The sequence below is a fragment of the Microbacterium panaciterrae genome, from assembly GCF_039541635.1.
Classification (GTDB): Bacteria; Actinomycetota; Actinomycetes; order Actinomycetales; family Microbacteriaceae; genus Microbacterium; species Microbacterium panaciterrae.
In genome coordinates, this window is sequence record NZ_BAABGP010000021.1 from 26,926 (window position 1) to 46,273 (window position 19,348).

Sequence of the window (19,348 nt, forward strand, 5' to 3'; positions counted from 1 at the left end):
TCAGGCCGCCCGGTCGAGCTCCTCGACGAGCGGTCCAGCGGCCGCGACGACCTCGGCGCACGGCCGCTGCGCGATCACGGTCAGCGCGGTGGTGCGGGCGCCGCCCTCGGTGAACCGCGTCTCGAGCGCCTGATCCCCGGGGAACTCGATCGTCACGCGGCAGATCGGGCCATCCTGCTTCTGAACCGCCGCGTGCCCGGCGATGGTCTCGGCCTCGGCTCCACCGCCTGTGTCGAGTCCACCCACGAGACCGGCGCTCACCTGGAACCGCGAGTCGTTGCTCCCCGTCGCCTTCTCTGCACAGGCGCGAGCGTCGGGCGACGCGGCGACGACCGGCCGCGACTTCGGATCCGTCAGCCCCAGGGTCTGCGCGAGCCCGGCCGTCTTCGCCGCTGCGCAGATGTCACGGGAGAGCAGGTTGCCGCCGGTCCACGGGATGGTCGGAAGGGATCCCCGCGACGCCTCCTGGAGGAGCATCGACATGATCGCCCGTTCCCGGCGGACGTCGAGATCACCGGGAGCGGGCTTGAGCGCGAGGACCCTGTACCCGAAGCCCCGTGCGGTGTATCCGAACACCTCCTGCGCATCGCTGGGGGGACCGACGACGAGCCACCCTCCGCCCTCGCGCGAGGTCCGTTCGCCGCCCGTCACCTCGGGCCACTGCTCCGCCGTCGGCCAGTCCGTCAGCGAGATCCGATACGTCGGGGTGGACAGCTCGACGCCCGCCTCCGGGACGAAGATCTCGCAGCCGGAGACGTCCGCCGCGATGCCGACCTGCAGGTCTCCAGGCCCGTCATGGAAGAAGACCCGCTGCAGCGCGTACGCCGAGATCAGCCCGCACGCGTCAACGGTGCGCACCTGCTCCGACGTCAGTGGGTCCGGTCGTGGCGGCACGGTGTGCCTCGAGGTGGCCGTCGGCGCCGGCTCTCCCGTGCAACCGACGAGCAACAGGCTCGCGAGCGCCACGGCCACACCGGACCGCGCGCTTCGGCGCAGCAGGCGCCTCGCCCTGTTTCCCGACTCGAGCCGTCCACTCACGTCCTACCCCCTGAACCTTGACCGCGCCCCAAGCTATGCGATCGCGAGCGCAAGCGGGATGGGGAGAACTGCCCATCCCGGATCCGCGGTTCTGACGCCGGTGTCGGCCCCCCGGCGTATCGTCGGAGACCAGGGGACGCGGATCGGAGGAATCATGACCATCCACGAGCACGACGACCGAGCCGTTCACGGCCGGATCCATGACTCGATCATCCCGTCCTACCTGCTCTCGAAGCTCGCGAAATCCGGGCGGTATCCCGAGGCGGCGGCATCCGCGCGGCAGACGCTGATCGGCACTCCGCCGTCCGAGCACCGCGCCCAGCTGCAGCTCTCCATCGACGAGAACGGCGCGCTGGTCGCCACGGTCGAGGCGGCACCGAACCGCACGATCAGCGACGCGCACGGCACCGAGAACCTCCCCGGCTCCGTGGTGCGCACCGAAGACGGCCCGGCCGTCGCCGACGTCGCCGTCAACCAGGCGTATGACGGTCTCGGCGCGACGTTCGAGATGCTGCTCGACGCGTTCCAGCGCAACTCGATCGACGGCAACGGCTCGCCGCTCGACGCGACCGTGCATTACGGATCCGGCTACGACAATGCGTTCTGGAACGGCTCACGCATGGTGTTCGGCGACGGCGACGGGCAGGTGTTCCAGAACTTCACCGCCTCGACCACCGTGATCGGCCACGAGCTGGGGCACGGCGTCATCCAGCACACGGCCGGCCTGGACTACCAGGGCCAGCCGGGCGCCCTGAACGAGTCCTGCGCAGACGTGTTCGGCGCACTGACTGAGCAGCATCTGCTCGGTCAGACCGCGGATCAGGCGACGTGGCTGATCGGCGCGGGCATCTTCACCCCCGCGGTGCATGGCAAGGCGCTGCGCTCGATGCTGCACCCCGGCACAGCCTACGACGACGCCGAGCTCGGCAAAGACCCGCAGCCTGCCGACATGAGCGGCTACGTGCAGACCACCGACGACAACGGCGGAGTGCACATGAACTCCGGCATCCCGAACCGGGCGTTCGCGCTGTTCGCCGTGGCGCTCGGCGGCCGGGCCTGGGAGACGGCGGGATCGGTCTGGTATCGCACGCTGTCATCCGGTTTGCCGTCGTCGGCGACGTTCGCGCAGTTCGCGGCGGCGACGATCGCCGAGGCGGACAAGGTCAGCCGGTCCACGGGCGCCGCCGCCCGTGCAGCCTGGACGACGGTCGGCGTGATCAAGGCTGCCGGTGATGGACGCTCCGCACGCTGATCGGCCCGTCGGCGCCCCGGCCGGTCGTCCCCGGGGCGCCCCGGTCGATCCGGAGTCCGCCGAGGCCGTCGCAGGTGATGCCGAGGCCGAGGGCGTTCTGATCCTCGTCGCACGCAGCGGGGGGATCGCCGGCATGACCCGGCGCTGGAGCGTCGAGCCCGCCGACGGCGAGGCGCAGCATTGGATGGCGCTCGTCGATCGTTGCCCGTGGGACGACGAGCCTGCCGCCGGAACCGGGGCGGATCGCTTCGTCTGGCGGATCGAGGCGCACGTCCGGCGGGTGCGTCACGAGCAGATCATCCCCGAGGAGCACCTGCAGGGTCCCTGGCGGGACCTCGTCGACGCCGTACGCGCGGCCGGCGCGGACACGGGCGCCGATCGGTAGCTGCCGCGAGTCGCCCCTCGAATTCAACCCTTGGTGCCCGAGCCGTCGTCCTCGGTGTCCGGGACAGGCACGCTCTCCGGGACAGGCACCACGATCGGCTCCGCCGCGAGGGATCCGGATCCGATCACGCCCGTCACCGGCACCGCGATGCTCGCAGCGGACGTCGCTCCGATCCCGAGTCCGAACGGATCCGCCGTCGGCGCCTCCGGAAGCAGATCCGCCTCGTCGCGGTCGAACAGCTCTCCGGGCAGCGCGGCCCACTCGCTCGGCTCTTCCGGCTTCTGCGTGAACATGCCCATGCGTCCATTGTGCGCCCGTCCGTGACGCGATGGATCCCTGTGCGTTCAGAGCGAGCTGAGCGTCGCGCGGGCGGAGGGCCGCGAGATGTCGGGGACGAGCACGGCGAGCACCCGCACGAGCGTGGTCATCCAGACCAGGCCGAGCCCGACGGCGATCGCCTCGAGACCCGCCGCGGAGTACAGGCGCACCGGGATGTGCAGCACGATCGCCCCCGCGAGCAGGATCCCGAGTCCGATCGTGGCGATGACGAGCGCCCGGGGCGGTCCCGGCAGGGTGAGCAGCGTGACCAGGGCCGCGGCCGCGAACAGGACGAGCGTGCCGATCGCGGCGATCCAGTGCGCGGGCCGATTCACCTCGATCGGCACGAATCCGACGACGGCGAGCGCGATCCCGGTCGCCGCCCACAGCACGACCACGACCGCGATCCGCCGCAGCGCGCCGTCGCCGAGCAGCCGGTGCAGGTCGCGGCCGATGTAGGAGCCGATGGTCGCGAACAGCAGGCCCGCGACGACAAGCGTGCCGTTGAACGCCCACCCGTGGCCGCCGAGTCCGAGCTGGGAGAAGTTCAGCTGCCACCAATGCGGATCCGCCGCGGTCGCCATCGCGAACAGCGTGCCGATCGCGAGAAAGCCGAACAGCAGCGCCGAGAGGTCGCGCGTACGCAGATCCACGCCGGCCGTGTAGGCGAAACGCCCCGCGACCGCGGCGGCGACGCCCGCGATCAGGGCGCCGCCGAGCGCGCCCGACGCGAACCCCTGCAGGCCTGCACCGAAAACCACACCGGCGAGCAGCACGCCAAGCCCCGACACCGCCGCGAACGCGATGGTCAGGGCGGCGGCCGAGACGTCGGACACCACCGCCTGCCATCGCGGCATCGGAGCCGTCTCTCCGCGCCGGTGCTGAACAGTGCTGACGAGGAACGCCACGGCGGCGATGAGCCCCGCGATCGCGGCGACCGGTGCGCTCAGCGATCCCGGACCGGTGAGCGGCCGGGGAGGACCCTGCAACAGCAAGAACCCGGCACCCGTTCCGAGCGCGAAGCAGAGCGCGGTTGCCCACACCGTGCGGGTCTCGCCGCGCAGCCGCTCTGCCGTGTCCATGCCGCCATCGAATCACGCCCCGCCGACGTCGCCCGCGCGACCGCCCGCGATGCCGCGGATCCGCGACCGCCCTGCGACGGCAGGATCCGCGTTCACAAGCGCCGGCAGGATCAGCCGCCGCCCTGCACCGTCGGTATCAGCCGACCCGACCGGATCCGGGAAGCCCCAGCGCTTCGCCGCGCACCGGCCAGCGCCCGTGGTGCCGGCGAAACTCCACCGCCCGCAGGAACGGCGACATGTCGTAGAGCCGCACGTTCAGGCGCAGCCGCGGACCGCTCGCGGCGCGGAGTGTCAGGATCAGCTGCAGACCGGATCCGTGCACGTCGTAGTCGACGAGGTCGCTGTACGCGATCACCCGCTCTCGCCCGAACACGGTGCGGAACGCGATCTCATCCGCGCGCGGCGCGACGTAGAAGTTGCGGTACATCACCAGGAACACGACGCCGGCGATAGCCATCAGCACGGCCGCGATCCGCATCGGCCAGAGCATGTCCAGACGGTCCTCCGCGGTGAACGCGGAGAGGCCGAGCAACACCCCCGCAGCGAGCAGCAACGCGCCGACGATCGGCACGAGCCGCGGCATGCGCTGGCGTTCCGGGTGCTGTGTCGACCGGTTCGGACGTCCGCGCAGCCGCGCCACCGCAGCCGCCACCAGGATCAGCACCGACAGCACGAGGAGGATCTTCACCACGATGCTGGACACCCCTTGACGGTATCAGCGCTGCTCCCGGCGACATATCGCGTCCAGGCCGCCCCGCAGCCGGCTGATCGGGCCCGGCCGATCACTCCCGAGACGAGGGACATCCCGGCCGCCCGGGCAGTGCGCCTGCGGACGACCGGGATGCGCCGTGCGGATCCTCAGACCAGGACGGCTGCCTCCAGCCGCCGGAACGAGGCCTCCATGCCATCGACCATTCCAGTGGCGAGGATCATATCGCGCGTGGCGAGATCCGGGTACTCGATGAGCACGGTGACCAGGGTCGCGCCGTCCTCCTCATAGAGGTTCAGATCGTTCAGCGTCGTCGGACCGTCGGTGCCCTGCATGCGCTCCGTCGTGACGGCGCGGCGCGGGGCGTCGATGATCAGCGCCTCGCCCTCGAACCCGAACGCTTGGCCGGGGGTGTCGCCGACCGGAGCCCACGAGTTCCGGTACGTGTCGCCGACCGCGACGGCGGCAACGCACTCGGTCATCTCCCACCCGTCGGGGCCGAGCATCCACTGCCGGATCAGCTCGGGCTCGTTGTGCGCCCGCCAGACCAGCTCGCGCGGGCCCTCGACGAGCCGGGTGATCCGCACGTGCGTGTCATCGAGCAGCTCCAGCCGGGTGCCCTTGCCCTGGGCGTAGGCGCGCAGATCCTGCAGCACCGTGTCGAGCTGGCTCATGGCCATCTTGGTGCCCTCGATCACGCCCATGGCGACGACCTGCTCGAGCGCCTCGGCGGAGTCGAAGTGGCTGGTGCCGACCATGCGGGTGCCCTCGGCGGTCGGCGAGAACTCGAGCGTCATCCGCATCGCCGGGAAGCCCTCCATGGGCTGGCCGGCGTCGTCGACGAACGAGTCGAGCACCTCGAACAGCGTCGGCGCCTCGATCCGGGTGAACTCCCACCGTCCGGACGACTTCTCGCCGCGCGGACCGGTCAGCCGGTACTGCGCGAGGCCGCCGACCGTGTGGTCGAACGCGGTGAAGGTCGCCGGCCAGCCCGGAGGGCCCCAGAAGCGCTCGAGCTGGCGCGGGTCGGAATACGCGGCCCACACGCGCTCCACCGGGGCGGCGAAGTCGGCGTGGATGGTCAGGGTCAGGTTCTCGGGATCGGTGATCACGTCGGTGACAGGCATGTCACGCTCCTTCTTTCGGTCGTGGGGTGGTGGATCCGCGCGGCGCGGATCCGGGATCGGTGTCGGAGTCGGTTTCGGGGTCCTCGGCGAGCAGGTCGTCGAGGCGGGAGATGCGGCTGCGCCACAGCTCCTCATAGCGGGCCAGCAGCGCCCGTGCGCGCGCGATCATCTCGGGGTTCGCGCGGACGAGCCGCTCGCGTCCCTCGGCGCGCTTGACGATGAGCTCCGCGGCCTCGAGCACCGCGACGTGCTTCTGCACCGCGGCGAACGACATGTCGTAGTCGCGGGCGAGCACAGACACAGACTGCTCTTGAACGAGCGTGCGGCGCAGGATGTCGCGCCGCGTGCTCGCCGCGAGGGCCTGGAACACACGGTCGATCTGTTCATCGCTGAGTTCATTTCGTACAACCATTTGGTTGTACGTTACGACGGATGGAGCGGGGTGTCAAGGGGTTGATTGGCCGACGACCGCGGAGCGTCGTTGCGGCCATCGCACACCCCGACCATGCGCATCCTCAGTCTTTGCAGTTACATCGAAAATCGCCATCTATTCGTCGTGGACAGGAGTTGATAGCGCAATGCTCGACCGAAGAGGTGGCCGAGGTGGTGTAATGGTGACATGGCACGAGAGAGTAAGCCGTTGGGCTCGTTCGATGCGATCGACCTGTTCAGCTTCGGTCGGGGACTGGGCGATCGCTCTTTCACGCTGAGCGAGCTATCAGAGCTGACCGGGCGCGCTCGTTCGACCGTGGCTCTTCGGCTCGAAGAGCTGATCGCTGCGGGGCTTGCGGTGTCGGCGCCGACGATTCCCTCCGCGGCTGCTGGACGGCCTTCGGCCCGCGTCTCGTTCGAGCCGGTGTCCTGGGGGACGATCGCGATAGACATCGGTCGATCTCACAATCTGGTCGCGCTTCTCAACCTCTCGGGTCAGATCATCGCTGAAGCGGCCTTCCCCGCCGAGATGGCGGACGGGCCGGAAGTGGTCCTCGATGCGGCAGCTGCAGCGTCGTCCACCCTCTTGAAGGAAAGCGATCACGCGGGCTGGCGAATCGCCGCCGTCGGCGTCGGCATCGCACTTCCGGTGTTCCATGAAGAGGGTCGGCCTTTCAACTCGACCAATCTGCCTGAGTGGGATCACTTCGACGTGCCTGGACACTTGGCGAAGTACTTCGCGGTTCCTGTGCTCGTCGACAACGACGCCAACCTCATGGCATTGGGGGAACACGCGTTGCGACCGGACGCCGGCGAGATGATCGCCGTGGAGGCGTCCACAGGCATTGGTGCAGGCATCATCAGCAACGGCACCCTCTTCCGAGGCGCTAAGGGCGCGGCCGGCGCCATCGGCCACATCCCCGTCCCTCGGGAAGCCGACGTGCCGTGCATCTGCGGCAGGCGCGGATGTCTCGTCGCGGTGGCGAGCGGACCCGCGATCGCTGCCTCCCTGTCCGCCCAAGGGCTGCCAGCGACGACTGTGGACGACGTCGTCGAGCTTGCGCTCAGCGGAAACCTCGAAGCGATCGCGGCCGTTCGTCGCGCGGGGAACGACATCGGCGAAGTTTTGACGACCTGCATCAGCTTCTTCAATCCCGCGACGATCGCCATCGGCGGAAGACTCACCACTGCCGGCAACCATCTGGTCGCCGGCATCCGCGAAGTCGTTTATCAGAAAGCGACACCTTTCGCGACCGAAGGCCTCGCCATCGTTCGGTCGCTCGAGCCAGTGCGGGCGGCTCTGATCGGAGCCGGCATCATGGCCACAGAGTACGCACTCAGCGAGGACAACCTCCGACGGCTCGTCCCGGGCGGAGCCGCTGGCGCGCCTTCGCTACTGGTTGCGGAAGGCTGAGTCGACCAAGGATCGTCGCCGACACCTCGCGCTCCCGGAGTGGTCACATCGCCGAAGCGATGCCGGCGACGAAGAGCGTAGCGCCACCGGGTGCAGCCAGACCGAGGGAGATCGGTCGGCCGGACTCGCCGGGACCGCTCGGATGCTCACTCCAGTTCCAGAAGAATCTTGTCCGCGATCTCGGTCGCCCGCAGTGCCTGCCGGTAGCCCACGAGAGGCTTCTCGCCCCGCGCGAAATCGATCGCACGCTTCGCCTGCTCGAGAAAGAGATCGACCTCGGGATAGTGTTTCACCGACTCGGACCCGTGACGGTTCCACTCGTGGAGAGCCCAGTTCGACCAGAGCCGGCGCCCCTCATGAGCGACGACGTCCACCTCGAAGGCCCAGTCGTCGCCGTTCAGCCCCGCGGAGTGATTCCACGGGTTCCAATACGTCTCCAGCCGGAACAGTGGACCTCCGTCGCCGAAGGTCAAGGATGCCGCGGCGTAGTCGGACACGGAAGCGTTGTGCAGCTGGTCACTTCTGTACGAACTGCGAACGGTCACGTCGCCGGGGAAGCACGATGCCACATACTCGATCGCATGGATTCCGTTCACGACGATGACACCGCCTTCCTGGGGTGCCACACGCCAGGAGTCGAGCGTCAGTTTCCTGGCGGCGGATCGGACACTGATGCTGATCACCGTGGACTCGGAGATCCACTCCGCGAGGGGACCTGCGATCGGGTGATGGTGAAGCGTGTATCCGACCATGAGAGCATCGTCGATGTCATCGATCGCGCCGAGTTCCGCTGCGTTCTTCGAGGATGACCCGAGCGGCTTCTCCACCAGCACTCGGAACCCGCGCCGAAGCAGGTCCGCCGTCACGCCCGGCTGCACGCTCGTGGGCAGCGACACGACCACCAGGTCGATGTTGTCGGGACGCAGGTCGACGTGAGATTCGATGACCGTCGCGCCGAGCTCTCGTGCAAGCTCGTGCACGGCAGGGCTGGGATCGATGACGACGGCGACGTCGGCACCGATGTCCCGGAACGCGCGTGCGTGGCGGCGCCCGGCCCAGCCAGCCGCACCGATCACCGCAACCCGAGCAGGCGTGCTCATCCCTTGACGCCCCCGGAGGTCAATCCGGCGATGAACCACCGCTGGAACGCCGCGAACACCGCCAGCACCGGAATGAAGGCGAAGATCACGAAGGCGGAGAAGAGGCCCCAGAAGTTGCCGAATCCCGTTGTGATGTACCGGACGATCCCGTTCTGCACCGTCTTCATGTCCTCGGTGGTCGCCAGCACCGTTCCCACCAGGAAGTCGTTCCACACGAAAACGAAGATGAAGATGGCGATCGCGGCGATCCCGGGCCGGATGAGAGGGATCACGATCCGCCAGAGAATCTGCAGCCGGGAGCAGCCGTCGATGGCAGCCGCCTCCTCGATCTCGACGGGGATGTTCTCGATGAAATTCCGCAGGAACAGGATCGTCTGGCCGCTGATGATCGCCGTGTACACGACGATCAGCATGGGGTAGGTGTTGATCAGCGCCGTCTTGACGAACATCGAGTACAACGCGATGAACACAACGATCGCCGGAACCATCGAAAACACGAGGATGCCGGTCATCACGGCTTCCATGCGCCGCCCTCGGTATCGGGTCGCCACGTACGCGGCGGGGATGCAGATCGCCAGGGCCAGGACGATAGAACCGCCCGCGTAGATGAGCGAGTTCACGAAGAATCGCACGTTCGTCGTGGTGTAGATCCTGCCGAAGGTGTCGAAATTGATCGGGTTCGGGATCCACACCGGGGGAAACTTGATCGTGTCCTCATCGAGCTTGAGCGCGGTGGAGAGAATCCACGCCACGGGCGGGAGCACAATGGCCGCGGACAGGACGATGTAGATCCAGGCGGGCACAGCTCGGAGCAGCTTGCCGAGCCGGCGGCGTCTCGCCGTTGCGACGTTCATAGTGCTTCCTTTCGGCGGAAACGAATGGCGACGAGCGTGAGCACGATGTTCACGGCGAAGAGGAGGATCGCCGTGGCGGACGCACCGGACAGGTCGAAGTCGACGAAGGTCTGGTTGAAGACGCGCATCGAAAGCGTCTCCGTGGCGTTCAGGGGCCCGCCGCGCGTGGTGACGAGGATGATGGTGACCATCTGCACGTACAGCATGAGAAGCACGATGATGACCGAGACGATCGTGTTCCGCAGATACGGCAGCGTGATGCTCACGAAGCCGCGCCAGATCCCGCCACCATCCACCCGCAGGCTCTCGCGAAGTTCTTCGGGGATAGTCTGCAGAGCCCCGAGGAACAGCAGCATCGCCTGAGGGTACGACCACCACGCCGTGATCAGAGTCACCGCGATCAGCGCGACGGTCGGGGAGGAGAACACGTCTGTGCGTCCCCACCCCAGTGAGGTGGTGATCGCGGACGCGGGGCCGAAGTTCGGGTTGAGAAACCACAGCCAGATCGTGCCGGCGGTAGCCTGCGACATCAGCCACGGCAGGAGGAACAGACTGCGCACCGTGCGCTTGAACCGATGAATGTTGTTCAGGACGATCGCCGACAGCAACCCCGCAGGAAGCGCGATCACCAACGCGCCCAGCGAGAACACGAGAGTCGTGCCGATCTGCGCCGGAAGGCTCGGGTCGGAGAACAGCGTCGTGAAGGACTTGAGGCCGGAGAACTTTCCGATCGAGTAGTACTTCGTCTCGTGCAGCGCGGTCCATGCCGTGTAGAACAGAGGACCGATGAAGACGAATGCGAAGACGAGGACGACCGGGACGGTGTACAGCCATACCTTGCGATCGTTTCGGCTGGAGCGTGCCTTCGGGATTGACCGGGCGCCCCGTCCCATCTTGCGTCGCCCCGGAGGAGGCATCACCAGAGTACGAGTTTCAGTCATGATTTTCCGATCCCCGGGGAGCCCTTGCGGACTCCCCGGATGTTCGTCGGTCTACTTGTTCGCCGCGTCCTGTGCGGCCGAGATGAACTCTTTGCCAGTGAGACCGTTCAGATACAGGGACTGTCCCGCATGGGAGAGCCCGCTGGCCACGGCAATCCAGTTGTCCGAGTAGGCATGCGGCTTGCTGTTGCTCTTGACATAGTCCGCGATGGATTTCACGGTGTCCGCCTCCGGCGTCGAGAAGTACGACTCCTTATACGTCGACGCCCGCGGGGGCACTTCGCCTCCGGTTGCCATCACCGCTCCGGCCTTCGCGCCCGTCATGTATTCGATGAATTTCCATGCAGCGTCGACATGCTTGCTTCCTGCACCGATGCCCATCGTCCAGCCGATGGTGGCGCCGGTCTGGCCGCCTGTCGAAGCCTTGGGAAGAGCGGTCCACTTGATGTCGGGGTTGGTCTTGCCGTACGTCACGATGCGCTCGGTTCCCAGAACCGCCATGGCGACCGTGCCGTTGGCGAGGCCGTCGGTCACGGTGGAGTAGCTGTCAGAGACGACGCTGCTACCGAGCGCCTTGGCGTCGCGGAGTTTCGCAAGGAAGTCGCCGAACTCAGCCGCCTTCGCGCCGGCGAAGGCGGCGTGCCCGTCCTTGTTCCAGATGTCCTGGCCAACCTGGCTCATGAAGCAGTCGAAGAACGTGGCGATGATGGCCGAGTTATCCGTGTCGGAGAACCCCGTGCCGAAGCCCGTGTAGCCGGCGGCTGCCGCCTTGGCGGCGACGTCGACGACCTCGTCATAGGTCTTCGGAACGGTGGCCCCGATCTTGTCAAGGATCTTCTGGTTGTAGTAGAGCGAGCAGGTCCGGTACTCGTAGGGCACGGCGACCTGCTTGCCGTCGGGTCCGGCCAGGGTGTTGACGGGCCGCAACCAGTCCTTGACATCCGATGCGGCCGCAGGCAACGGCGAGTAGGCGCCGGCTGCGGCCATCTGCGGCACCGTCGGCGTGAACATCTTGAACACGTCGGGCGCTTGCCCCGCTGCTGCTGCCTGCGGCAGGCGGCTGAGCATGTCACCCAGTGACACGACAGAAAGATCGACCTTGATGTCGGGATTGGCCTTTTCGAACGCGGCGATGTTCTCGCGCAGCGCGTTCGCACGGGGATTGTTCTGGCTCGGGTCGAGGAAGTCCCAATACGTCAGCGTCACAGGACCTTTGTCGCTGCCGCCTCCCTTCCCTCCTTGCGAGTCATCCGCCGGCGCGCATGCGGCCAGCATCAGACTCGCTGCGGCAAGACCTGCCACCACGAGGCTCCATCGCTTTGTGATCATCCCACTCTCTCCTTTGAGATCAGTCGCTTTGTGTGACAGCTGTGAACGCCCGGGACACGCATGTCAGCGACAGTTTCGGCACTTCGACTGCGGAGCCCCGTTGATGTTCGGCTCCTGACGAGATATTAGCATCGTTCGACAGATATATGTCGATTATCTTCATAACGAAGGAGGCGAATTACGACCCCATCCCGAGATGGGCGCCACCCGCCACATCCAGACTGATCCCGGTGATGTAGCGGTTGCGTGGATCCGTCAAGAACAGCGCCGCGCTGGCGATCTCCTCGGGTCGCGCGAACCTGCGCATCGGCAGCTGCGCGGCGCGCGCTGCTCTCGCGGCGAGGGCAGCCTCAGCGTCGGGGCCGGAGGCCTCAGCGAGTTTTGCCCACATTGGAGTTTCGGTGGGCCCAGGAGCGATCGCATTGACGGAGATTCCCGACGGCCCCAGGATCTGGGCCATCGACCACATGATGTGGAGCACCGCGATCTTGCTTGCGTTGTACGGGAGATATGTCGTGCGCGCCTCTTTCGCGGCGACGGACGACAGCAGCAGGATGGACCCTTTGATTCCGAGATCGATCATGACCTGGGCCGTCTCGCGCGTGACTGTGAAAGCAGCCGTGCCGTTGATGGTCATGACGCGTTCGAACTCTGCCGTGGTCGTGCTCATGGGATCGACGGTGTCGCCCAGCACGCCGGCGGCGTGGATGAGCACATCGATGCGCCCGTACGCCTCCACGACGTCGGCGAGCATCGCCTTGACTGCCACCTCATCGGTCACGTCGAGATCGAAGTATGCGGCGGCTGCGCCCACCGCCGACGGCCCACGGTCCGAGTTGATGACGGTCGCACCGAGTTCCACATAGGCGGCAACGATGGCCGCACCGATGCCGCCGTTGCCGCCGGTGACGATGACCACCTGATCTGCTGCATTCACCATGTCCTGATCTCCTTCACTTCTTCGCGTGGCTGGACCACTCGCGTCCGGCCTGTTCCTCAGTCGGGAGTCCCGCCGCGGACAGGATCCGCTCGAGCAGCGCCTGGGTCTTGACCGCTTCTCGTCCGGAGGTGAGCGGCTCCTGCCTGTCCCGGACACGTTGGAGGAAGTGATCAACGGCGCCGGCGAAGCCGAGGGTGTGGGTCGCGGTCGCCCATCCATACGCTTCCGGCGTCATCTCGCGAATGGTGGTGACGCCGTCGCGCGTGATCCTGGCGGTATCAGGGGCGGAGATCTCCGCGCTGACGCCGTCGCCGTAGGCGTCGAGCTTCTCGCCCCAGTTGCCGGCGTTGCGGGCGGCCATGAGGACCCCGGTATGTCCGTTGTCGAAGTGGATGAGAGCGGCCAACCCGTCTTCCTGCCACGGATCGACTCCGGCCGCGCGAGCTGTCACCTCAATGGGCTCGCCGCCGCAGTACCAGCGGAGAAGGTCGATCATGTGGATGGCGTTCTCGAACGTCGCGCGGTACTCGGATCCGGCGCGGTTCTTCTGTGCGACGCAGAACGTCGCACCGTCGGCTGCGAAGGCCGAGCGCCCGGATTCGTAGACGGGCGCGAACCGACGGTTGAAGCCGACCATCAGAACGCGATCATGTTCTGAGGCGATGCGCTCGAGCATCTCGGCGTCGTCCAGACGCGTCGCCAAGGGCTTCTCGCAGAACACATCGACCCCGGCCGCGAGCGCACTCTTCGCGGCGTGGACATGCTCGGAGCGCGGAGTGAGGATGAAGACCGCGTCCAGCTCCTCGCGGTCGAGCATCGCATCGACGGTGCCGTGCGCGCGCTGAAAGCCCCACCGCCGCATCAGCGGTTCCGGGTCATCTCGTCGCGTGACAAGTGCGCGGAGTTCGACGTCATCCCTCGCGACGAGCGACGGGAGCTGGGCGATGCTGGCGATGTTGCCCGCGCCGACGACACCGACACGCAGACGCTGCCCGCTCATCGTGTCCCCTCCAGTCCGCTCAGCAGTTCCCGGAGAGCCGTCGCTGCCTGTCCGAAGCCGATCTCGGGAGCCGGGAGGTCCTGCGGGTGCCAGCGGTACTCGTACTCGAGCGTCAGGACGTCGTCGTAGCCGCGACGCACGAGTTCCGCGATGATCTCGTCCCACGCGACCACGCCCTCACCGACCACGCGCGACCTCACAGCGCGCTCCTCCGCCTTCACGCGTGCCGTGTCGCTCGCCCGGAAAGGCGCGTTCGGGTCCTTGAACACCAGGTCCTTCACGTGGACGTGGCGGACGAGATCGCCCTGCACGGCGAGCGCCTCCGGCCAGGCCTCGTCATGCGTGAAGGTCAGGTTCGCCTGGTCGTACAGCACGCCGACAGACGGAGCCGCGACCTCTCGGACGAGTCGCGCGGTGTTCGCCGCGGTCTGGGTCATGGTGCCGAAGTGGTTCTCCACGCACAGCACCACCCCGGCGTCCGCCGCGTCGACGGCGAGCACCTCGAGCGCTTTGCGAAGCTGATTCCAGTGGGCGTCCCAATCCTTGTCGCCGTCGTGCCAGGAGCCGGCGTACACGCGGACGCGAGAGGCGCCGACGGTGTGGGCGGCGGCGATGCACGCGCGCAGATCGTCCACACCTGCGCCCCAGGACGCGTCGTCGAGGCTGTTGATGGCGGTCGTGTAGGGCGTGAGCGCGACGATGGGGATCCCTTCGTCCCCCGCGATCTCCGCCGCCACAGCGGCCGCGCGTTCGTCGTGGGGTGCGATCGCGGCGGCGTAGTCCTGCTGATAGATGACCTCGGCCGCGTCGAGTCCCGCCGTACGGAACAGCCGCAATGCGCCGCGGAGGTCGTGGTCGGGTGTGCCGAGGGTGTGCCCTGCGATGATCATGACGATGTGGGTCCTTCTGTGTAAGTGGTCCAGTCGGCGGGGCCGACCAGGTGCGGCGGGTTCTGCACTCGGGACCGATCGACGAGTTCGATCAGCAGGCCCCAAGGTGTGACGAAATAGCCCCAGCGGTTGCCGGCGACGGCAGGGCTGTCACCGGCGACCTCCTTGCGCTCGCCGAGGATCCGGACTCCGGGAATCTTCCTGAGGATCTCGAACGAGTCGTCGACATCGTCGACGGTGAAGCAGAGGTGGTGACCGCCGGCGTCGCTGTGGCGCGGGTGCTGGCTGCGCCGGTCCGCCGTTCGCCACTGGAAGAGTTCGAGGTTGAGGTTGGGCGGCATCCGCAGCATCGCCAGCTCGAGTTGCGCGTCGGCGGGAACATCGAAGTTCTCCGGCATGAAGCCTGCGTCCGGGCCGCGCGTCGAGCGATACAGCTCTTCGGCGCCGAACACCTCGACGAAGAAGCTCACCGCTTCGTCCAGGTCGGGAACCGTGTAGGCGGCGTGATCCACGTAGCGCACGCCGGGCAGTCGTCGTCCGGTCATAGGGTGGGGCTCCCTTCTGAATAGGCGTCCCACACGATCGCCATGGCATCCTCGAGATCGCGAATGCCGGGCAGCCCTTCGAAGCCCTGGTCGAGCGTGTCGGCGACGGCGTCGACGAACCGGTCGTACAGGGGATCGCTGTCCACGTCGAGACGGCTCACCTGTGTCGCACCGGCGGTGTCCGTGAACGAGGCCGTCCCGTCGGTCCAGATGCTCGCCACCCCGTTCGGGCCGATTCGCGTGAACGAGCAGTGCCGCTTGAGAACGGAATCGGGGAACGCGTAGCCGACCTGGATGGTGCCGATCCGGCCGTCGGAGGTCGTGAGAGTCAACGACCCGAAGTCTTCGACGCCGCGCCCATGGAGGGTCGACGACAGCGCGGCCGACGCCTTCGCCCTTCGCTGCCCTGCCGACCTCAGGAACATGTCGATGAAATGCGGCGCAAGGTTGATGACGCAGCCGCCCCCGGCGCGCGCGCGATCCACCATCCAGGGGCTGCCGTTGGTCAGGTACCGGCCCGGCGGGCCCGCAATGAACTGTGTGCTCTCGTACACAGCCGGGCCCGCCTGCGACAGCCAGTGCTCGATGGGCCCGCCTCGCTGCACGAACGTGACCGCGATGGGCACGCCGGCGGCCTCGGCCGCGGCGCGAACGTCGGCGACCTCGCTTCGGGAGACGCCCGCCGGCTTCTCCACGACGAGAGGAATCCGCGCAGCGATCAGCGCCAGGCACGCGTCTCGCATCTGGTCATGCGGAACGAACACGTAGGCGAGGTCGGCATCAGGGTGCGCCGCGAGCACGTCCTGCCAGCGCTCGTAGACCGGAGCATCCCACAGGTCGCCGTAGTGCCGAGCACTGTCGGCATCCTCGTCGCTGACGCCGATGACGTCATGTCGAGCACCGATTCGTTCCGCACAGAGCGGAACGTGCCAGTGGGATGGACCGAAGACCATCGTTCGTGCCGGATTCATGCGCGCTCCTTGCGACCAATCAACGACTGGCGGATCACCGCTGCGATGCGGTGCCGGTGGACAGTTTATGTCGATGAACACTATATTGGTGTCGACCCACGATATAAAGAGGTTTCATGAACGCAAAGCTGCGGACCCTGATGAACATCCACTCGACCGGCACGGTTGTCATCGTGCGACTCGATGATGCCGACGAGGCGCTGCGAGCTTCGAGAGCGGCCATCGAGGGCGGGGTGCGGGCGATCGAGATCACGCTGTCCACCGACGGCGCACTCGGCGTCATCGAACGACTCGCGAACGAGTACGGCTCCGAGGTGTCGATCGGGGCAGGCACAGTCATCGACGAACCTATGGCGTACGCGTCCGTCTCCTCGGGCGCCTCCTTCGTCGTGAGCCCCAACCTCAGCCGCGCGATGCTTCGCGCCGCCAACCGCTACCAGGTGGTCTCGATCAGCGGAGCGTACTCCCCCACCGAGATCCTGGAGACGGCTGAAGAAGGCGCCGACATCGTCAAGCTCTTCCCGGCGGACGCCGGTCCGGACTACGCCAAGGCTGTGCTCGCGCCTCTTTCACAGATCGCCCTGATGCCTGCGGGAGGCGTCGACGAGCACAACGTCCGCGACTGGTTCGCGGCCGGGGTGAGCGCCGTCGGCGTCGGAAGCAGCATCACGAAGGCGGCGAGACCGGACGGCGACTATGCACGTGTCACGACAGCGGCCCGGAGGTTCCTCTCGGCTGTCGAAGCCGCGCGAGGCTGACATGTCGTTCGCGGTCGCGGTCGTCGGCCCCGCTGGTTCCGGAAAGTCCACGGTAGCGCGCGAGCTCGCCCGACGCGCGTCTGCGGTCTATCTGGACAAGGACACCCTGGCCGGACCGCTCGTCGAAGCAGCGCTCGCCGCGAGCGGGAACGAGAGCAGCGACCGAGAGAGCAGCGACTTCTACCGGACACGGCTCATGCCGTCCGAGTACTCGGCACTCTTCGCAGTGGCCGGCGACAATCTGCGATTGGGGCACGACGTCGTCATGGACGCACCCTTCGCCGCATATCTGGACAGCCCCGACTTCTTCCTCCGGTCGGCCGCCGCGGGCGGTTGGCCGGGCTCCCGCTCCTTCGTCCTCCGCGTCCTTGCTCCGGAAGCGGTGATCAAGACGCGGCTCCTCACGCGCGGCCTCGCCCGCGACGTCGCGAAGCTCGGCGATTGGGACGCGTTCTGGACCAGGTGGGGAACGACCCCCGTCGCCTGGGAAGGCGTGCAGGTTCTCGACGTGGTGAACGACGATGCAGGCGCGGATGTCGGCGCCGTGCTGGAGCAGATCCGCGACGCGGACCGCATCCGCGCGAACACCGAACGACCGACCTCAACCGAACGACCGACCTCAGGAGAGTTCCGATGATCATCAACACCTTTTCCTACCTCTGGTCCAAGACCGCTCCCGAGGCGATCGCGGAACTGGTCGAGAACGGCTACACGACATTCGAGATCCCGATCAGCTCGCCGCATTGCTGGCCTGTGGAGATCTCCAGCTCCGAGCGCGCGGCCACCGCTGCGCAGCTGAACGGATCCGGTGCGAAGATCAGGTCGCTGAATGCCGGCGGATATGACGTCAACCTGGCAAGCCCGGCCGCGAGCGTGCGACGCAGGAGCATCGAGCACATCGACTCGGTGATCGAACTGGCGACAGAGTGGAATGTCCCGGATATCGTGATCTCTTCCGGTACGCGGCGTCCCGTGATCTCGCCACCGCTCGAGAGCGTGTACGGGTGGCTGTACGAGAGCCTGGAGGATCTCGTACCGCGGGCCAAGAAGGCCGGCAAGCGGCTTCTGTTCGAGAATGCTCCCTTCTGCTTCACTCCCACGATCCGGGAGATCGCGGACGTCGTGCGCACCGTCGACGACGACGCGCTCAGGATCGTGCATGACGTCGCGAACGCCGCGTTCATCGGGGACGAACCGGTCGCGGCGCTGAAGGCGCACCACGAGTGGATCGGACTCATGCACATCTCGGACACGGGCACGGACGTCTGGGGCCACGACCCCATCGGCACCGGCGTGATCGACTGGGAGGGACTGGGCCGCGCCGTAGAGTCGACCCTGGGAGTCGACAACGTCGTTCTCGAGATCATTCGCCAACAGAATCCACTCGAGGAGTTCGCACAGGCGATGCGGGATCTTCCCGCCTTCGGGTGGAACCTGGAAACCCGCGAGGAGGCCATGCGATGAGAGCTCTCGTCAGCGGCGGAAGCAGCGGGATCGGCGCGGCCACGAGTCTGAGGGTCGCGGAAGCGGCTCTCGCTCGGGGCGAGCAGGCGATGATCGCGGTCTGCGGGAACAGGTCGGGCGCTGGGCAGGAGGAGGTCGTCCGCTCGATCCAGTCGATAGGCGGTGCCGCCATTGCTCTGGTGGGCGACCTCGCCGATCCTGACGTGCCGGCACAGCTCGTCGCCGATGCCGTGCGTGAGTTCGGCGGCCTGGACGCACTCGTGTCGAACGCCGGGATCGCCAAGCCGGGCGCGCTCACTGACGTCTCCCTCGAGGGCTGGGACCACATGTTCTCCGTCAACGTCCGAGGCGCCTGGCTGCTCGCCAAGGCGAGCCATCCACATCTGCGGGAGAGCCGAGGTTCAGCGTGTTTCGTCTCTTCGATGTCCGGCCAGCTTCCCCACGCCGGATCGGGCGCTTACAGCCCGAGCAAGGCCGCGCTGACCCTGCTGGCTCAGACGCTCGCGCTGGAATGGGCGCCCGACGGCATCCGTGTCAACGTCGTGTCTCCGGGCATGACCCGTACCGGCATGACCGAGCAGATGTACGTCGATACCCAGATCAAAACAGCGCGTGAAGCGATCATCCCGTTGTCGAGGATTGGCGAACCCGTCGACATCGCCAACGTGATCGAGTTCCTCGTCGGCCCGCTGTCAAGTTACGTCACGGGTCAGGATGTCTGTGTCGACGGCGGCTTCACGAAGTCGATCCTCGGCCACATTCCCGGTCGGCCCAGCTCGAAGCCTTGAAATCCGCGACG

General features: G+C 67.1%; 22 protein-coding genes. 7 read left to right on the plus strand and 15 right to left on the minus strand.

Annotated features, from left to right (window positions below):
• A complete protein-coding gene (locus ABD882_RS14990; RefSeq protein ID WP_345188176.1) occupies positions 1–858 on the minus strand; it encodes a hypothetical protein in 858 nt (285 codons plus the stop codon).
• Positions 859–1,192: 334 nt separating this feature from the next.
• On the opposite strand from ABD882_RS14990, the gene ABD882_RS14995 reads away from it, so the two are divergent.
• Entirely contained in the window at positions 1,193–2,290 is a 1,098-nt protein-coding gene (locus ABD882_RS14995) for a M4 family metallopeptidase (RefSeq protein WP_345188177.1), read from the plus strand.
• A complete protein-coding gene (locus ABD882_RS15000) occupies positions 2,271–2,675 on the plus strand; it encodes a protealysin inhibitor emfourin (RefSeq protein ID WP_345188178.1) in 405 nt (134 codons plus the stop codon). The genes ABD882_RS14995 and ABD882_RS15000 overlap by 20 nt, the downstream gene beginning before the upstream one ends.
• Positions 2,676–2,698: 23 nt before the next feature.
• Here ABD882_RS15000 and ABD882_RS15005 read toward each other — a convergent pair whose 3' ends face one another.
• From ABD882_RS15005 to ABD882_RS15025, 5 genes are all read right to left on the minus strand, one after another.
• Entirely contained in the window at positions 2,699–2,974 is a 276-nt protein-coding gene (locus ABD882_RS15005; protein ID WP_345188180.1) for a hypothetical protein, read from the minus strand.
• Between the two features lie 45 nt (positions 2,975–3,019).
• Positions 3,020–4,075 (minus strand): DUF998 domain-containing protein, encoded by a 1,056-nt coding sequence (locus ABD882_RS15010; RefSeq protein WP_345188181.1) that lies wholly within the window; start codon positions 4,073–4,075, stop codon positions 3,020–3,022.
• 136 nt (positions 4,076–4,211) lie between these two features.
• A complete protein-coding gene (locus ABD882_RS15015) occupies positions 4,212–4,778 on the minus strand; it encodes a hypothetical protein (RefSeq protein WP_345188182.1) in 567 nt (188 codons plus the stop codon).
• Between the two features lie 155 nt (positions 4,779–4,933).
• Positions 4,934–5,911 (minus strand): SRPBCC family protein, encoded by a 978-nt coding sequence (locus ABD882_RS15020; RefSeq protein WP_345188183.1) that lies wholly within the window; start codon positions 5,909–5,911, stop codon positions 4,934–4,936.
• 1 nt (position 5,912) lies between these two features.
• Positions 5,913–6,323, minus strand: coding sequence for an ArsR/SmtB family transcription factor (locus tag ABD882_RS15025; RefSeq protein ID WP_345188184.1), 411 nt, complete (start codon positions 6,321–6,323; stop codon positions 5,913–5,915).
• A gap of 228 nt (positions 6,324–6,551) precedes the next feature.
• Between ABD882_RS15025 and ABD882_RS15030 the strand changes: the two genes are divergently transcribed.
• Positions 6,552–7,757 (plus strand): ROK family protein, encoded by a 1,206-nt coding sequence (locus tag ABD882_RS15030; RefSeq protein WP_345188185.1) that lies wholly within the window; start codon positions 6,552–6,554, stop codon positions 7,755–7,757.
• A gap of 146 nt (positions 7,758–7,903) precedes the next feature.
• Here ABD882_RS15030 and ABD882_RS15035 read toward each other — a convergent pair whose 3' ends face one another.
• The 9 genes from ABD882_RS15035 to ABD882_RS15075 all read right to left on the minus strand — a co-directional run bounded on the left by ABD882_RS15035 (position 7,904) and on the right by ABD882_RS15075 (position 16,327).
• On the minus strand, positions 7,904–8,857 hold the full coding sequence (locus tag ABD882_RS15035; RefSeq protein WP_345188187.1) for a Gfo/Idh/MocA family protein: 954 nt from the start codon (positions 8,855–8,857) through the stop codon (positions 7,904–7,906).
• Positions 8,854–9,711, minus strand: a complete 858-nt coding sequence (locus ABD882_RS15040; protein WP_345188188.1) for a carbohydrate ABC transporter permease — start codon at positions 9,709–9,711, stop codon at positions 8,854–8,856. Before ABD882_RS15040 ends, ABD882_RS15035 begins: the two co-directional genes overlap by 4 nt.
• Complete coding sequence (locus ABD882_RS15045) at positions 9,708–10,652, minus strand: carbohydrate ABC transporter permease (protein WP_345188189.1); 945 nt, start codon at positions 10,650–10,652, stop codon at positions 9,708–9,710. The genes ABD882_RS15040 and ABD882_RS15045 overlap by 4 nt, the downstream gene beginning before the upstream one ends.
• Positions 10,653–10,703: 51 nt before the next feature.
• Positions 10,704–11,981, minus strand: a complete 1,278-nt coding sequence (locus tag ABD882_RS15050; RefSeq protein ID WP_345188190.1) for an ABC transporter substrate-binding protein — start codon at positions 11,979–11,981, stop codon at positions 10,704–10,706.
• A gap of 178 nt (positions 11,982–12,159) precedes the next feature.
• Positions 12,160–12,921, minus strand: coding sequence for an SDR family NAD(P)-dependent oxidoreductase (locus tag ABD882_RS15055; RefSeq protein ID WP_345188191.1), 762 nt, complete (start codon positions 12,919–12,921; stop codon positions 12,160–12,162).
• A gap of 13 nt (positions 12,922–12,934) precedes the next feature.
• Positions 12,935–13,921: a Gfo/Idh/MocA family protein gene (locus tag ABD882_RS15060; protein WP_345188192.1), complete on the minus strand. Its 987-nt coding sequence runs from the start codon at positions 13,919–13,921 to the stop codon at positions 12,935–12,937.
• Positions 13,918–14,811, minus strand: a complete 894-nt coding sequence (locus ABD882_RS15065; RefSeq protein ID WP_345188193.1) for a sugar phosphate isomerase/epimerase family protein — start codon at positions 14,809–14,811, stop codon at positions 13,918–13,920. Before ABD882_RS15065 ends, ABD882_RS15060 begins: the two co-directional genes overlap by 4 nt.
• Positions 14,808–15,356: a VOC family protein gene (locus tag ABD882_RS15070; protein WP_345188194.1), complete on the minus strand. Its 549-nt coding sequence runs from the start codon at positions 15,354–15,356 to the stop codon at positions 14,808–14,810. The genes ABD882_RS15065 and ABD882_RS15070 overlap by 4 nt, the downstream gene beginning before the upstream one ends.
• Positions 15,353–16,327 (minus strand): Gfo/Idh/MocA family protein, encoded by a 975-nt coding sequence (locus ABD882_RS15075; RefSeq protein ID WP_345188195.1) that lies wholly within the window; start codon positions 16,325–16,327, stop codon positions 15,353–15,355. Before ABD882_RS15075 ends, ABD882_RS15070 begins: the two co-directional genes overlap by 4 nt.
• A gap of 116 nt (positions 16,328–16,443) precedes the next feature.
• Here ABD882_RS15075 and ABD882_RS15080 point away from each other — a divergent pair, with 116 nt between their 5' ends.
• Genes ABD882_RS15080 through ABD882_RS15095 form a run of 4 tightly spaced genes read left to right on the plus strand, consistent with a single transcriptional unit; the run spans position 16,444 to position 19,337 of the window.
• Entirely contained in the window at positions 16,444–17,085 is a 642-nt protein-coding gene (locus ABD882_RS15080) for a bifunctional 4-hydroxy-2-oxoglutarate aldolase/2-dehydro-3-deoxy-phosphogluconate aldolase (RefSeq protein WP_345188196.1), read from the plus strand.
• A gap of 1 nt (position 17,086) precedes the next feature.
• Complete coding sequence (locus ABD882_RS15085) at positions 17,087–17,722, plus strand: P-loop nucleotide/nucleoside kinase family protein (RefSeq protein ID WP_345188197.1); 636 nt, start codon at positions 17,087–17,089, stop codon at positions 17,720–17,722.
• Complete coding sequence (locus tag ABD882_RS15090; RefSeq protein WP_345188198.1) at positions 17,719–18,549, plus strand: sugar phosphate isomerase/epimerase family protein; 831 nt, start codon at positions 17,719–17,721, stop codon at positions 18,547–18,549. Before ABD882_RS15085 ends, ABD882_RS15090 begins: the two co-directional genes overlap by 4 nt.
• The gene (locus tag ABD882_RS15095; RefSeq protein WP_345188199.1) at positions 18,546–19,337 is read left to right on the plus strand and encodes an SDR family NAD(P)-dependent oxidoreductase; all 792 of its coding nucleotides are present in this window, start codon (positions 18,546–18,548) and stop codon (positions 19,335–19,337) included. Before ABD882_RS15090 ends, ABD882_RS15095 begins: the two co-directional genes overlap by 4 nt.
• Positions 19,338–19,348: the final 11 nt, after the last annotated feature.